This is a genomic window from Klebsiella sp. HMSC25G12, assembly GCF_001807705.1.
Taxonomy (GTDB): domain Bacteria; phylum Pseudomonadota; class Gammaproteobacteria; order Enterobacterales; family Enterobacteriaceae; genus Klebsiella; species Klebsiella variicola.
The window spans coordinates 176,240-190,575 of record NZ_KV789913.1; the positions used below are offsets into that span (position 1 = coordinate 176,240).

The window sequence follows — 14,336 nt, forward strand, 5'->3', positions numbered from 1 at the left end:
CTCGATGGTGTACATGGTACCTTAGCAAGGAGCGTTTTCGTGTGTCATGCCATTGAATTTATCGAAACGTCGCTATTTACCCGCCAGATAAAACAGCTGGCCAGCGATGAAGATCTGAGGGCACTGCAGAGGCAACTCATAGGCAATCCGGATTTCGGCGATCTTATCCAGGATACAGGCGGGTTACGGAAAATAAGAATGGCGACAGGCTCACAGGGAAAAAGCGGCGGCGTGCGGGTGATTTATTTTCTGGCAACCCGCGAGATCATCTATTTCGTCTTAGCCTACCCCAAGCACACCAAAGAGAGCCTGGGCGCAGCGGAAAAAAACGAACTCAGGAAACTGACCCGGCGACTAAAAAATGAGGTTTGAAATGGGTTACTTCGACGAGCTTAAAGCGTCCCTGGAAGAGGCTGTTGAGATCAAAGACGGCAACAAGGCCCCAGCCCGAGCGACGCGCTATGAAGTTGCTGATGTGAAAGCCATCCGCACGCAGCTTAATGTTTCGCAGGCGGAAATGGCAAAAGCGCTGGGTACCAGCGTGGATACTATCAAAAGCTGGGAGTCCAGGCGGCGCAACCCGACAGGCCTGGCAGCAAAAGTACTGGCGGTTATCCAGGCCAACCCGGCGTTCTTTCGTGAACTGGCTGAGCACTAATCCACTGAGCCCCTCCGGGTTGCCCTGGAAAGTTAGCGCTGCGTTTTTGGCCGCAGGTTTTCATCAAACTCCAGTCGCTTACGCCCTGCTTCCACTTCCCGTAATGGCTCCACCTGATGCAGCGTCTGCTTACAGCGCTCCACCAGCACCTGGTATTCACGGGTACCCTGTTTTTTCCACGCCAGCTCCTGTTCGCTCAGGGTGCGAATCGCTTTTGCCGGGCTGCCGATAATCAGATGGTTGGCGGGCATCTCGGCGTTGGCTTTGACAAAGGCCGAAGCGCCGACAATGCTGTTTTCGCCAATGACCGCCCCGTCGATAATCACCGCGCTCATGCCCACCAGCGCGTTGCGGCCAATCACGCAGCCGTGCAGAATAGCGCCGTGACCGATGTGGCCATCCTCTTCCACCACCGTATCCTGGCCGGGGAAACCGTGCATGACGCAGTTGTCCTGAATATTGGCGCCGTCTTTGACCACGATGCGACCAAAATCGCCTCGCAGACTGGCGTTGGGTCCAACATAGACCCCTTTGCCGAGGATCACGTCGCCAATCAGCACGGCGGTTGGGTGGACGTAGCTCTCCTCCGGCACCACTGGCGTCAGCCCATCAATCTGATAAATCGGCATGCAACCTCCTTATGCGCCCGGCAAACCGCCAAAGCGCTGATAATAGAGCGGGCCCGGCGCCGGAAGCTCGCCCACCGAGCTTTCCCCTTTCTCGCTGACGAACGCCAGCGCGCCGGGATTCACGCGTTGATAAATATTGATACACAGCTGGCGGGCGGTTTGCCCCGCCCAGTGCGCCGGCAGCAGCTCCTCCGGCAGCAGCGGATCTTTGAGCACCACCCGGCGATAAAAATGGATCAGCAGCAGCTGGATCTGGAAACAGCGCTCAGGCGTCAGCTCGGCCGGGTCGCAGTCGCGCAGCAGCGGCAGTAACGGTCGGAATAGCGAGATGAAAGATTCATACATCTCGTTTTGTTCAGTGAGATGCCAGCACTCCTCCACGCGGCTGCGCAGCGCCGCACGGGAGAGCGCCAGCGGCGAATGGGCTTCAAAACAGATGACGTTTTCGGCGACGCCCGCTTCGTGGAGCAGCGACTGGACATCGGCCAGTTTTTGCGACGGCGAGGCCAGCAGGCTGGGCGCCAGCGCGCCAAAGCCCTGCCACAGCAGCTGCTTTTTGACGTCGGCGAGCACATTTTTCTCCAGGCCTTCCGAAAGCAGCAGCAGCCAGGTACCGTCCCATTCCGGGGCACTGGCGCGATAAATTTTATGTTCCGCGCGCCGGGTCAGGCGCAGCCCTTTATCGCTCAGGCGATAGAAGCTGCGCCGGCCGATACGGACGACATCGAGCCACTCTTCTTTATTGAGGCGAAATAGCGCGGTGCGGACAAAGCGCTCGCCGAAGCCTAATCCTTCCAGCAGCGCCGCAACGCTGCCCAGCCACACTTCCCCACCGCGCTGCAATAAAGCGTCGCCATACAGCGAGGCAATTAATGACGTGCCGCTGATCGGCATCGCCGTCACCGCTTGTTGAATAAAGGCGTCGAGTTTACTCATCTGATTCATTCTGTTGTTATTTTTTTCCTTTATGAATCATAGCACAGGAAATTCCCGGCTTACGGCGTAAAGGCCTCAGCCGGGTAACCGGGGAGAGAATTAACCGCTGACCACCGCTTTACGCAGGTCGAATACCCGACAGGCTTTCCCTTCAGAGCGAGGAATGCTGCCGCAGTTGACGATAGTAATATCGGTGGAGATCCCGACCATCGACTTAATACGGTGACGCAACTGATGACAAATCTGGCAGCGTTGTTCATGACTTAACGCCAGCCCGCTCTCTTTCAGCTCAACGCGTACCGCCAACGAATCAAGATGACCACGGCGATTGACCTCTAACTGATAGTGCGGCGCCAGGTGTTCAAACTTGAGGATTTCCTCTTCCAGCTGCGAGGGGAAGACGTTAACCCCGCGGATAATCAGCATATCGTCGCTGCGTCCACTGATGCGATCCATGCGGCGCATGGTCCGCGCGGTTCCCGGCAGCAGGCGAGTCAGATCGCGGGTACGATAGCGGATCACCGGCAGTGCTTCTTTGGTCAACGTGGTAAACAGCAGTTCGCCATGCTCGCCATCTTCCAGCGGCGTACCGTCGTCCGGGTTGACGATTTCCGGGAAGAAGTGGTCTTCCCAGATGGTCGGGCCGTCAACGGTTTCCAGACATTCCATCGCTACGCCCGGCCCCATGACTTCCGACAAACCGTAAATATCCAGGGCGGTGATCCCCAGGCGGCGCTCGATCTCCGCGCGCATCGCCAGCGTCCACGGCTCGGCGCCAAACACGCCGACGCGTAACGAGCAGCCGCGGGCGTCACCGCCCATCTGGCGCTCAAGCTCTTCAATCAGATTCAGGCAGTAGGACGGCGTCACCATGATCATATCCGGCTGAAAATCGCGGATCAGCTGCGCCTGTTTTTCGGTCTGTCCGCCGGACATTGGGATCACCGTCGCGCCTAAACGCTCCGCGCCGTAGTGCGCGCCAAGGCCGCCGGTAAACAGGCCGTAGCCGTAGGCGACGTGAATTTTATCTTTCGCCGTGCCGCCGGCGGCGCGCAGCGAACGGGCGACGATATTGGCCCAGTTATCAATATCGTTCTGCGTGTAGCCCACCACCGTCGGTTTGCCGGTGGTGCCGGAAGAGGCGTGAATGCGCACCACCTGCTCCATCGGCACCGCGAAGGTATCGAAGGGATAGTTGTCGCGCAGATCTTGTTTGGTGGTACAGGGGAATTTTTGCAGATCGTTTAATTCCCGAAAGTCGTCAGGGTGCACGCCGGCGGCGTCGAATTTGCGGCGATACATCGGCACATTGTCATACGCATGCTTCAGCGTCCATTTCAGGCGCTGGGTTTGCAGGGCCTGCAGTTCGTCACGCGATGCGGTTTCAATCGGATCTAATTTTGTAGTAGTTATCATTGTAGGGTACTCGCAGGTAAATTAGCTCACACTCGCTCGAGGATCATGGCAATGCCCTGACCCACGCCAATACACATCGTACACAGCGCATAGCGCCCACCCCGGCGTTGCAGCTCAAGGCTGGCGCTCAGCGCTAACCGCGCGCCGCTCATGCCCAGCGGATGGCCTAACGCGATGGCGCCGCCGTTGGGATTCACATGCGCCGCATCATCCGGCACGCCGAGTTGTCTGAGCACCCCCAGCGCCTGGGCGGCGAAGGCCTCATTCAGCTCAATCAGATCCATATCGTTAATATTGAGTCCGGCGCGCTCCAGCACTTTACGCACCGCCGGTACCGGCCCCAGCCCCATCAGGCGCGGTTCAACACCCGCCGTCGCCATCGCCACGATACGCGCCCGCGGCGTGAGCCCCTGGATAGCGGCCTGCTGTTCGCTGGCGATGATCAGCGCCGCGGCGCCATCGTTGACGCCGGAAGCATTGCCCGCGGTAATGACGCCGCCCTGGCGGAACGGCGCTTTCAGTTTCGCCAGCTGCTCAAGCGTGGTTTCCGGGCGGGGATGCTCATCATCGCGTACCGCGCTGACCGCCCCTTTCTTGCCGATGATCTGCACCGGCACGATCTCCTGCGCCAGAATACCGTCACGCTGGGCCTGCGCCGTACGCTGCTGGCTGCGCCAGGCGAAAGCGTCCTGATCGATCCGGCTGATATTTAACAATTCAGCTACATTCTCGGCCGTTTCCGGCATGCTGTCAGTTCCGAAGTGTTGCGCCATGAGCGGGTTCACAAAACGCCAGCCAATCGTGGTATCGAAGAGTTCCGCCTGACGCTGATAAGGCGCGCTGGCTTTTCCCATCACGAACGGCGCGCGAGACATCGATTCCACGCCGCCGGCAATCAACAGATCGGCATCGCCGGCTTTGATCGCCCTGGCGGCAAAACCGATTGCATCCAGACCCGATCCGCACAAGCGGTTAATCGTGGTGCCCGGCACGGTATGCGGGTAACCGGCCAATAGCGTCGCCATGTGCGCCACGTTGCGGTTATCTTCACCGGCCTGGTTAGCGCAACCGAAAATCACATCATCAATTGCTGCCGGGTCGAGCCCGGGGTTACGGCTCAGCAACTCACGTAGCGGGATCGCCGCCAGATCGTCGGCGCGGACGCCGGCCAGCGCTCCGCCGTAGCGGCCAATCGGCGTGCGGATCCCGTCACAAATAAAGGCGTCGCGCATTACACTTCTCCCGTGATTGTGCCGCCGATACGGTGCGATTTGCCGCGGAACAGGGCCACAATCTTTTGCTGTTGATTAACAATTTCGATGTCGTAGACGCCGGTCAGCTTGCCCTGCTGTTTGACTCTTGCGGTGGCGACCAGCCTGTCGCCGGCAAACGCCGGACGAAGAAAATCAATATTTGCCGCCGAAGCCACCGCCGCCAGCCCCTGGCTGTTACAGGCGTAAGCGAAAGCGGTATCGGCGAGCGTAAATAGCTGACCGCCGTGACAGGTTTGATGGCCGTTAAGCATGTCCGCCGAGACGGTCATGCTCATCTGCGCAAAACCATCGTCCATTTCGATAAGTTCGATCCCCATCTTTCTGGCGCAGGTATCTTTTTCGTACATCACGCGCGCGTTGCGCCACGCATCATTGCTCATGGTGCTTCTCCATCAGCGCCTTCTGGCGCAACAGGGAACAGGGACGATAGCGCTCCTCGCCATAATGGTGTTGCAGGTTCTCCAGCAGTTGCAGCACCCGTCGCCAGCCAAGGCGTTCTCCCCATGCCAGCGGGCCGTGCGGATAATTGACGCCAAGGCGCATCGCGGTATCGATATCCTGCGGGCTGGCGACGCCTTTTTGCAGCGCATCCAGCGCTTCGTTAATCAGCATCGCCACCGTGCGCCACACCAGCAGGCCGGGATAATCGGCAATATGCAGGACTTTCTTGCCCTGCTGTTGGAAGTAATGCACGGCCTTATCAGTGGCCGCAGGCGCGTTGGTCGCCGCTGCGGCCAGCACCACCGTATCGCTGGCGCACAGGTCATACACCACCACCGGGCGGTGATGCTTAACGCTTAGCGCCAGCGCGGTCTCACCTTCGGTCTCCAGCAACAGCAGTTCGTCCAGCTCAGTGACACTGTCACTTATCGTCATCACGGATTGAGCGCCATTGGCAACCGGCGGCAACGCCGCGTCCGGCAGTGTCTCAGCGGGCCAGCGATAGACGCCGTAACCGCTCTTTTTACCCAGCCGCCCAGCCAGCGCCAGCTCTTGCTGGAGGAGCGATGGCAGGTAGCGGCGGTCCTGCCAGAAGGCGTTAAACACCGAACAGGTCACGGCGAAATTGACGTCCTGGCCAATCAGATCAGTCAGCGCCAGGGGTCCCATCGGAAAACCGCCGCCGTCACGCAAAGCGGCATCGATAACCTCCGGGGCGGCAACCTGCTCTTCCAGCGCGCGCCAGGCCTCGGCGTAGAACGGACGCGCTACGCGGTTAACGATAAAACCGGGCGTTGAGCGGCAGCGTACCGGCTGTTTCCCCCAGCCGCTTACGCACTGGCACAGCTGCTCTACTACCTCAGCAGACGTCTCCAGGCCGCTGACCACCTCGACCAGCTTCATCACCGGCGCCGGATTAAAAAAGTGCAGCCCGGCCACCCGCTCCGGGTTTTTGACCCCGGCGGCGATGGCGGTAATCGAAATAGACGAAGTGTTACTGGTCAACAACGTTGACGGCGCGCAGATCTCCGCCAGCTGCGCGAACAGCGCCGTTTTGACCTCCAGCCGTTCAGAGGCCGCTTCAATCACTAAATCCGCGTCGGCAAGCGCGGCTAAATCGTGAGCCGGATGCAGGCGCGCCAGCAGCGCGTCGGCCTGCTCTGACGCCAGTTTGCCGCGCTCGACCCGTGATGCCAGACGCCTGGCAATGCCGTCGATCGCCCGGGCAATGGCCTGATGATCGATGTCGTAAATCAGCACCGGATGTCCGGCGGCAGCGGCTACTTCGGCAATACCGGCCCCCATGGTGCCGCTGCCGATCACCGCCACGTTGGCTAAGGATGTCGTCATCATCTATTTCCCGCTGAACTGTGGTGGCCGTTTGGCCAGAAACGCGCTGACCCCTTCGCGGTAATCATCGCTGCGTCCGGCCAGGCGCTGATAATCGCGCTCCAGATCCAGCTGCGCATCGAGACTGTTGGTTTCAGAAGCCAGCAGCGCCTTTTTAATCAGCCCAAGACCAAACGTCGGCTGCGCCGCCAGATGGCGCGCCAGCTGCAGACTGGTATCCGCCAGTTCTGAATCGTCCACCAGCTGCCAGATCATTCCCCACTGCGCGGCCTGTTCCGCGCTGAGGCTATCGCCCAGCAGCGCCAGCCCCATCGCGCGCGCGCGGCCGGCCACCCGCGGCAGGAACCAGCTACCGCCGCAGTCCGGCACCAGGCCGAGCTTGCTGAACGCCATCACAAATTTGGCCGAACGCGCGGCCAGCACGATATCGCAGCCCAGCGCCAGGGTAGCGCCCGCTCCGGCGGCAACGCCGTTGACCGCGCAGATAACCGGCTTCGGCAGCGCCGCCAGACGGCGCACTAACGGGTTGTAAAAGCGTTCTACCGACATGCCGAGATCCGGCGGTGGGCCGCTGGGGTCGACATTGCGATCGTTCAAATCCTGGCCGGCGCAAAAGCCGCGGCCGGCGCCGGTGATCAGCAGGCAGCGCACGCCATCATCGCGCTCGGCCTGCTTCAGACATTCCGCCAGCTGGTGATGCATCAGATCGTTAAAACTGTTGAGGCGGTCCGGGCGATTGAGGGTAATGGTCATGACGCCCTGTTCCACTGCGCTGAGAATGAAAGCTTCCACGATTAGCGTCCTTTAAAGTCCGGTGTACGTTTTTGTAAGAAGGCGTCGATGCCTTCGCGGCGGTCCTCGGTGGCGCTCAGCAGGCTAAACAGCTGACGCTCCTGTTGCAGACCAGCCTGCAGGCTGACTTCCTGCGACAGGCGCAGCGACTGTTTTGCCGCCCGGAGCGCCAGCGGCGAATGGCGGGCGATGGTGGCGGCCAGCTTCAGGGCATACTCATCGGTTAACGCCGCCGGATGGATATCGCTGACCAGCCCGGCCTGCTGCGCCTGGCGGGCGTCAATACTCTCGCCGCTCAGCACCATCCGGCTGGCCAGCGCCTTGCCAACGCTGCGGATCAGCCGCTGGGTGCCGCCCGCGCCCGGCATAATGCCGAGGGTAATTTCCGGCAGGCCAAAACGGGCGTTGTCGCCGGCGACAATCAGGTCACACAGCAGGGCCAGCTCGCAGCCGGCGCCAAGCGCGTAGCCGTTGACCGAAGCGATGAGCGGTTTAGTGAAAGCATCAATTCGTGCCCACAACCGTGGGCGAATATCATCCAGGGTGGCAGGCAGATCTTTTTCCGCCATCTCATTGAGGTCGGCCCCGGCGGCAAAAAAACGCGGGTTGCCGCTGATAACGCAGACGCCGACGCTGTCATCAGTGGCCGCAACCTCCAGCGCCTCGGCAATCTGGGTTAAGAGGGCATTGTTCAGCGCGTTGCGGGCCTGCGGGCGGTTTAGCGTCAACTGAAGCACCCGGCCATGACGGTGGATCAGCAGGTCACTCATGCCATCCCCCGCGCGTCAAAGTCGACCACCACATCGCCGCTGGTCGGCAACGACTGGCAGCTCAGGACATATCCCGCCGCCAGCTCATCTGCTTCCAGGCTGTAATTGGCGGCCATCGCCACTTCACCGCGTAGCACTTTGCATTTACAGGTGGCGCATACCCCGCCCTTACAGGCGAACGGCAGATCGGCGCCCTGACGCAATGCGGCATCCAGGATGCTGTCGTCTTCGGCGCTGAGGGCGATAAGCCGATCGCGCCCGTCCTGGCGGATGGTCACCGTGCGCCCTTCCGCCTGCACGCCGGCGGCCCGCTTCACATTGCCGCCTGGGGTATTAAAGCGTTCGAGATGAATCGATTTCTCCGCTACGCCAAGTTCACGTAACGCCGCTTCCGCCTCATCCATCATCGCCGCCGGGCCGCAGATAAAAGCCTCGTCGAAACGGCTAAAATCCAGCAGATGGTCAGCGAGCTGGCGCAATTTGTCGCCGTCAATGCGCCCCTGTAGCAGATCGCTGTCCATCGACTCCTGGCTAAACAGGTGTATCACCTGCAGGCGCTGCGGATAGCGGTCTTTTAAATCGGCCAGCGCCTGGCGGAACATCATGCTATGGCTGCTGCGGTTGCCGTAGATCAGCGTGAAGCGGCTGTGCGGCTCGGTCGCCAGCGTCGCGCTCATGATCGCCATCATCGGCGTGATCCCGGAGCCGGCGGCAATCGCCAGATATTCACCCTGCCGTTCAGCCTGCGGTTGATAACCGAAATGCCCCTGCGGCACCATCACCTCCAGTTCCATACCCTGCTGGATATCGTGCTGGGCGTAGCGCGAGAAGCGCCCGCCGTCGATGGCTTTGACCGCGACGCTAATTTCGCCTGGCGTGCGGCTGCGACAAATGGAGTAACAGCGGCGCAGTTCTTCGCCGCCCAGACGGGCTTTTAGCGTCAGATGCTGGCCCGGGCGAAAGCAGTACTCCGCCTGCAGGGCTTGCGGGATCGCAAAAGTGATGGTCACCGCATCGCGGGTTTCCGGCTCGACTCTCGCCACCTTAAGCGAATGGAACGTCGTCATGGCAACCTCAAATACATTTAAAGTAATCAAAAGGTTCGCGGCAGCTGTCGCAGCGATAGAGCGCTTTGCAGGCCGTGGAACCGAATTCGCTAATCAGCGAGGTATGGGTGCTGCCGCAGCGCGGACAGCTCACCTCAGCGGGCATGTCCGCATGGCAGGCGTGCCCCTGGGGCGGGCTGATGCCATACTGGCGCAGGCGATCGCGGGCATCCTGACTCATCCAGTCGGTGGTCCACGGCGGATCCAGCTGCAGGACGATATGTACCGGCTGAAAACCATGCTCGCTCATGACCGCGCGGATCTCCCCCAGCAGATGCTCCGTCGCCGGACAGCCCGAATAGGTCGGGGTAAAGCCAATCACCCACCCGTCGCCGTGGCGCGCGACGCTGCGCACCATACCGAGGTCGGTGATGGTGAGTACCGGCACTTCCGGATCCGGGATCACGCTTAATAATCCCCAGATGGTACGAACTTCAGCAGGAGCGATGTCGGCAAGACGTTGCATAGTCACCTCACTTACCACTGCAGTCCGGGATGCGAACGCTGCAGATATTGCATCTCCGCCAGCAGCGGGCCGAGATGTTCACTGTGCAGCCCCTGTTTGCCGCCGCTGCGGAAGGCCGCTTCCTGCGGGATTTGTAAGCCGGAGTCGAGCAGCGCCGTGTGTACCGCGCTTTGCCATTCGGCCTGAAGCTCACGCGGATCAACCGCAATACCCTGCTCAACCAGGCTGAGCTCCACTTCATCGGCAAGGAACAGTTCGCCGGTGAAGCGCCACAGATTGTCGACCGCCTGCTGCATTTTGCGATTTGATAACTCGGTGCCGTTACCCAGACGCTCCAGCCAGCCGCGGCTGAAGCGCTGGTGGTAACGCACCTCTTTCAGCCCTTTGGCGGCAATGGCCGCCAGCTGCGCGTCGCGGCTGTTCACCAGCTGGCTGTACAGGGCGACGTGCCAGACATCGATAAAGAACTGGCGGGCGATGGTGTCGGCAAAATTGCCGTTTGGCTGCTCCACCAGCAGCAGGTTGCTGTACTGGCGTTCATCGCGGCCAAAGGCCAGCGTATCTTCGTCGCCGCAGCCGTTAAGCTCGGCGGCATAGCTTAAAAAATTGCGCGCCTGGCCGAGCAGGTCGAGGCCGATGTTGGCCAGCGCAAGATCGATCTCGAGCTCGGGAGCATGGCCGCACCAGGCGCCTAAACGCTGGGCCAGAACCAGACCATTGTCGCCAAGCCGCAGGGCGTAGGTGGCTACGGGGTTAGGGGTATTCATCGCCGCCTCACATATGTTCCATGCCATCCGGCACGGTATAGAAAGTCGGATGACGGTAGACTTTGCTTTCCGCCGGGTCGAAGAATTCGCCGCGCTCTTCCGGCTGCGAAGCAACGATTTCGCTGGCCTTCACCACCCAAATTGAGCAGCCTTCGCTGCGGCGGGTATAAGCATCGCGGGCATTCTCCAGCGCCATTTGATCATCAGCGGCGTGCAGACTGCCGACGTGACGATGGGATAACCCCTGTTTGCTGCGAACGAACACTTCATATAACGGCCAGTAAACTTTGCTCATGTTGTCTCTCCTCATGCCGCGCTGCGGGCCTGCTGTTTTTGCGCATGGGCCAGCGCGGCCTCGCGCACCCATTCGCCCTCTTCCCAGGCCTTACGCTTGGCGGCCAGCCGCTCGTGATTGCAAATCCCACGGCCGCTAATCACCTCGTTAAATTCCTGCCAGTCGATTTCGCCGAAGCGGTAGTGGCCGCTGGCTTCATCAAACTGCAAATCCGGGTCCGGGACGGTCATACCGAGGATCTCTACCTGCGGCACGGTGTTATCGACGAAGCGCTGACGTAGCTCGTCGTTGGAGTGCAGTTTGATTTTCCACGCCATGCTGCGGGCGCTGTTCGGCGAGTTGTCGTCGTTGGGGCCAAACATCATCAGCGCCGGCCACCAGAAGCGGTTAATGGCGTCCTGCAGCATCTGCCGCTGCGCGTCATTGCCCTGCGCCAGCGCCATGCAGGCTTCAAATCCCTGCCGCTGGTGAAAGCTCTCCTCTTTGCAGATTTTGACCATCGCCCGGGCATAGGGGCCGTAGGAGGTCCGGCACAGCGCCACCTGGTTGACGATGGCCGCGCCATCGACCAGCCAGCCGATCACGCCGATATCGGCCCAGCTCAGGGTCGGGTAGTTAAAAATGGAGGAGTATTTCATCTGCCCGTCGAGCATCTTCTGATACAGGTCTTCCCGGGCGCAGCCCAGCGTTTCCGCGGCGCTATAGAGATAAAGCCCATGCCCGGCCTCATCCTGTACCTTAGCCAGCAGGATCGCTTTGCGGCGCAGCGTCGGCGCACGGGTGATCCAGTTGCCTTCCGGCAGCATGCCGACGATTTCCGAGTGCGCGTGCTGGCCTATCTGCCGAATCAAGGTCTTACGGTAGGCATCCGGCATCCAGTCCCGCGGTTCGATGGCCGTTTCCTGCGCGATGCGCTGGTCAAAGCGTTGTTCTTCTGTCACGTCATCACCTTTATGATTCTGATATTCACAACAAAAACATTTATGTGAATCACTTTGTTTATTGAAGGTTACATATTGGTTAAATAAAACCACAAATTTTGTTTGTTCTTTTTGTGATGCTAACCGCAAAACCTTTTGTAAACAGCCGATAAATCAGTAGCATAAACGCAATGCCCCATCGACCGCCGATCACAATGTTAATAAATTATTAAATACAGACTTGATTTTTATGATTCATAAAAGAACTATTTATAGTAATCATGCGTAACACATTTGGAGATTTGCGATGCAGCAGTTAGCCAGCTACTTATCCGGCGCCTGGCAGACCGGTCGGGGCCGCGCCCGTACTATCCATCACGCCATTACCGGCGCGGCGCTTTGGGAGGTGACCAGTGAAGGTCTGGATCTGGCGCAGGCGCGCCGCTTCGCGATTGAGCGCGGCGGTAAGGCTCTGCAAGCCATGACCTTTATTGAACGCAGCGCGATGTTAAAAGCGGTAGCAAAACGGCTACTGGAGCAGAAAGACGAGTTCTACGCCATCTCCGCGCAAACCGGCGCAACCCGCGCCGACAGCTGGGTGGATATTGAAGGCGGCATCGGCACCCTTTTCACCTATGCCGGGCTCGGTAGTCGCGAATTGCCGGACGATCTCCTGTGGCCGGAGGACGAGCTCATCCCGCTCTCCAAACAAGGGGGTTTTGCCGCGCGTCATGTGCTGACATCAAAATCAGGCGTCGCCGTCCATATCAACGCCTTCAACTTCCCCTGCTGGGGAATGCTGGAAAAACTGGCGCCGACCTGGCTTGCCGGCATGCCTGCTATCATTAAACCGGCAACCGCTACCGCCCAGCTTACCCAGGCGATGGTGAAAGCGATTGTCGACAGCGGCCTGGTGCCGGAAGGCGCCATCAGCCTGATTTGCGGCGGCGCGGGCGATCTTCTCGACCATCTCGATAGCCAGGACGTGGTGACCTTTACCGGCTCTGCCGCCACCGGCCAGCAGCTACGGTCGCATCCTAACCTGGTGGCCAAATCGATTCCCTTTACCATGGAAGCAGATTCGCTCAACTGCTGCGTTTTAGGCGAAGATGTCACCCCGGAGCAACCGGAATTCGCGCTGTTTATTCGGGAAGTGGTCCGCGAGATGACGGCGAAAGCCGGGCAAAAATGTACCGCTATCCGCAGAATCATCGTGCCACTGGCTCAGATTAATGCGGTTAGCGATGCACTGATCTCCCGCCTGCATAAAGTAACCGTCGGTGACCCTGCGCAGGAGGGCATTAAGATGGGGGCCCTGGTTAATCGCGAACAGCGTCAGGATGTGCAGGATAACGTCAATAAACTGATCGCCGCCGGCTGTGAAGCGCTGCTCGGCGGACAGGCAGATCTTAATGCTGATGGCGCGTTCTTCCCGCCGACCCTGCTGTACTGCCCGCAGCCGGATGAAACGCCAGAGGTTCACGCCATTGAAGCCTTTGGCCCGGTAGCGACGCTGATGCCGTATCGCGACCGCCAGCATGCGCTGACGCTGGCACGCGCCGGCGGTGGCAGTCTGGCTGGTACGCTGGTCACCGCCAGCGGCGAGCTGGCGCGCGAGTTTATCCTTGGCGCCGCGCGCGCCCATGGTCGTATTCAGATCCTTAACGAGGAGTCCTCGGCAGAGTCGACCGGCCACGGCTCGCCGCTGCCGCAGCTGGTACACGGCGGCCCTGGCCGCGCGGGCGGCGGAGAAGAGCTTGGCGGGCTGCGCTCGGTGAAACACTATATGCAGCGTACCGCGGTCCAGGGCAGCCCAACGATGCTGGCGACCATCAGCCAGCAGTGGGTGCGTGGCGCGCAGGTTAGCGAAGACCGCATTCACCCGTTCCGTAAATACTTCGAAGAGATCCAGCCTGGCGATAGCTTATTAACCCCGCGCAGAACCCTCACCGAAGCGGATATCGTTAACTTCGCCTGCCTGAGCGGCGACCATTTCTATGCGCATATGGACAAAATCGCCGCCGCCGAGTCGATTTTCGGCGAGCGGGTGGTCCACGGTTATTTCCTGATCTCCGCCGCGGCCGGGCTGTTCGTCGATGCCGGCGTCGGGCCGGTTATCGCCAACTACGGGATGGAAAACCTGCGCTTTATTGAGCCGGTCAAACCGGGAGACACCATTCAGGTTCGCCTGACCTGTAAGCGGAAAACGGTCAAACGTCAGCGCAGCGCCGATGAGAAAGCCACCGGCGTGGTGGAATGGGCTGTCGAGATTTTCAACCAGCACCAGCAGGCGGTGGCGCTGTATTCCATTCTGACCCTGGTGGCGCGCCAGCAAGGGGATTTCCCGGCGTGATAGCGGAAAATAGACCGCTGGCGCTCTGTTGGCCGATCCTTGAGCCATTGATCCTGCAATCGGTTTGCAACGGTTTCGCCCCGGGAAGTCCTTTATGTTATCTGTGGCTTCAGCGCACATTGCGCTCCCGATTAATCGTCTGCGTTATGTCACTCATGGCGCA

16 protein-coding genes are annotated in these 14,336 nt (G+C 60.0%); 3 read left to right on the forward strand and 13 right to left on the reverse strand.

The genetic code is table 11. The features are described from left to right. Positions 1 to 39 precede the first annotated feature (39 nt). Together HMPREF3096_RS23215 and nadS are read left to right on the forward strand one after the other, a co-directional pair. Positions 40 to 372, forward strand: a complete 333-nt coding sequence (locus tag HMPREF3096_RS23215) for a type II toxin-antitoxin system RelE/ParE family toxin (RefSeq protein ID WP_012968359.1) — start codon at positions 40 to 42, stop codon at positions 370 to 372. Position 373: 1 nt separating this feature from the next. Then, complete coding sequence (nadS, locus tag HMPREF3096_RS23220) at positions 374 to 658, forward strand: NadS family protein (protein WP_023297513.1); 285 nt, start codon at positions 374 to 376, stop codon at positions 656 to 658. 32 nt (positions 659 to 690) lie between these two features. On the opposite strand, the gene paaY is transcribed toward nadS, so the two are convergent. From paaY to paaA, 13 genes are all read right to left on the reverse strand, one after another. After that, positions 691 to 1,287 carry a phenylacetic acid degradation protein PaaY gene (gene paaY, locus HMPREF3096_RS23225; RefSeq protein ID WP_008805114.1) on the reverse strand — a complete coding sequence of 199 codons (597 nt, stop codon included), beginning with the start codon at positions 1,285 to 1,287 and terminating at the stop codon, positions 691 to 693. Between the two features lie 9 nt (positions 1,288 to 1,296). Beyond that, complete coding sequence (paaX, locus tag HMPREF3096_RS23230; protein ID WP_162493262.1) at positions 1,297 to 2,223, reverse strand: phenylacetic acid degradation operon negative regulatory protein PaaX; 927 nt, start codon at positions 2,221 to 2,223, stop codon at positions 1,297 to 1,299. 99 nt (positions 2,224 to 2,322) lie between these two features. After that, entirely contained in the window at positions 2,323 to 3,639 is a 1,317-nt protein-coding gene (gene paaK, locus HMPREF3096_RS23235) for a phenylacetate--CoA ligase PaaK (protein WP_008805116.1), read from the reverse strand. Positions 3,640 to 3,665: 26 nt separating this feature from the next. Next, positions 3,666 to 4,871 carry a 3-oxoadipyl-CoA thiolase gene (gene pcaF, locus HMPREF3096_RS23240; RefSeq protein WP_032730224.1) on the reverse strand — a complete coding sequence of 402 codons (1,206 nt, stop codon included), beginning with the start codon at positions 4,869 to 4,871 and terminating at the stop codon, positions 3,666 to 3,668. Beyond that, positions 4,871 to 5,293: a hydroxyphenylacetyl-CoA thioesterase PaaI gene (paaI, locus tag HMPREF3096_RS23245; RefSeq protein WP_016160912.1), complete on the reverse strand. Its 423-nt coding sequence runs from the start codon at positions 5,291 to 5,293 to the stop codon at positions 4,871 to 4,873. Before paaI ends, pcaF begins: the two co-directional genes overlap by 1 nt. Next, a complete protein-coding gene (locus HMPREF3096_RS23250; protein WP_162708827.1) occupies positions 5,283 to 6,707 on the reverse strand; it encodes a 3-hydroxyacyl-CoA dehydrogenase in 1,425 nt (474 codons plus the stop codon). The genes paaI and HMPREF3096_RS23250 overlap by 11 nt, the downstream gene beginning before the upstream one ends. Next, on the reverse strand, positions 6,708 to 7,496 hold the full coding sequence (gene paaG, locus HMPREF3096_RS23255; RefSeq protein WP_008805120.1) for a 2-(1,2-epoxy-1,2-dihydrophenyl)acetyl-CoA isomerase PaaG: 789 nt from the start codon (positions 7,494 to 7,496) through the stop codon (positions 6,708 to 6,710). Between the two features lie 2 nt (positions 7,497 to 7,498). After that, a complete protein-coding gene (gene paaF / locus HMPREF3096_RS23260; protein ID WP_032730222.1) occupies positions 7,499 to 8,266 on the reverse strand; it encodes a 2,3-dehydroadipyl-CoA hydratase PaaF in 768 nt (255 codons plus the stop codon). Continuing rightward, positions 8,263 to 9,333, reverse strand: a complete 1,071-nt coding sequence (gene paaE, locus HMPREF3096_RS23265) for a 1,2-phenylacetyl-CoA epoxidase subunit PaaE (RefSeq protein ID WP_032730220.1) — start codon at positions 9,331 to 9,333, stop codon at positions 8,263 to 8,265. Before paaE ends, paaF begins: the two co-directional genes overlap by 4 nt. 7 nt (positions 9,334 to 9,340) lie before the next feature. Further along, positions 9,341 to 9,838, reverse strand: a complete 498-nt coding sequence (gene paaD, locus HMPREF3096_RS23270) for a 1,2-phenylacetyl-CoA epoxidase subunit PaaD (RefSeq protein WP_032730218.1) — start codon at positions 9,836 to 9,838, stop codon at positions 9,341 to 9,343. Between the two features lie 11 nt (positions 9,839 to 9,849). Next, positions 9,850 to 10,605: a 1,2-phenylacetyl-CoA epoxidase subunit PaaC gene (paaC, locus tag HMPREF3096_RS23275; RefSeq protein WP_032730216.1), complete on the reverse strand. Its 756-nt coding sequence runs from the start codon at positions 10,603 to 10,605 to the stop codon at positions 9,850 to 9,852. A gap of 7 nt (positions 10,606 to 10,612) precedes the next feature. Beyond that, complete coding sequence (paaB, locus tag HMPREF3096_RS23280) at positions 10,613 to 10,900, reverse strand: 1,2-phenylacetyl-CoA epoxidase subunit PaaB (RefSeq protein ID WP_004224492.1); 288 nt, start codon at positions 10,898 to 10,900, stop codon at positions 10,613 to 10,615. Positions 10,901 to 10,911: 11 nt separating this feature from the next. Then, positions 10,912 to 11,841 carry a 1,2-phenylacetyl-CoA epoxidase subunit PaaA gene (gene paaA, locus HMPREF3096_RS23285; protein ID WP_015366333.1) on the reverse strand — a complete coding sequence of 310 codons (930 nt, stop codon included), beginning with the start codon at positions 11,839 to 11,841 and terminating at the stop codon, positions 10,912 to 10,914. Between the two features lie 286 nt (positions 11,842 to 12,127). On the opposite strand from paaA, the gene paaZ reads away from it, so the two are divergent. Continuing rightward, a complete protein-coding gene (gene paaZ / locus HMPREF3096_RS23290; protein WP_032730208.1) occupies positions 12,128 to 14,173 on the forward strand; it encodes a phenylacetic acid degradation bifunctional protein PaaZ in 2,046 nt (681 codons plus the stop codon). The last annotated feature ends 163 nt before the right edge of the window (positions 14,174 to 14,336 follow it).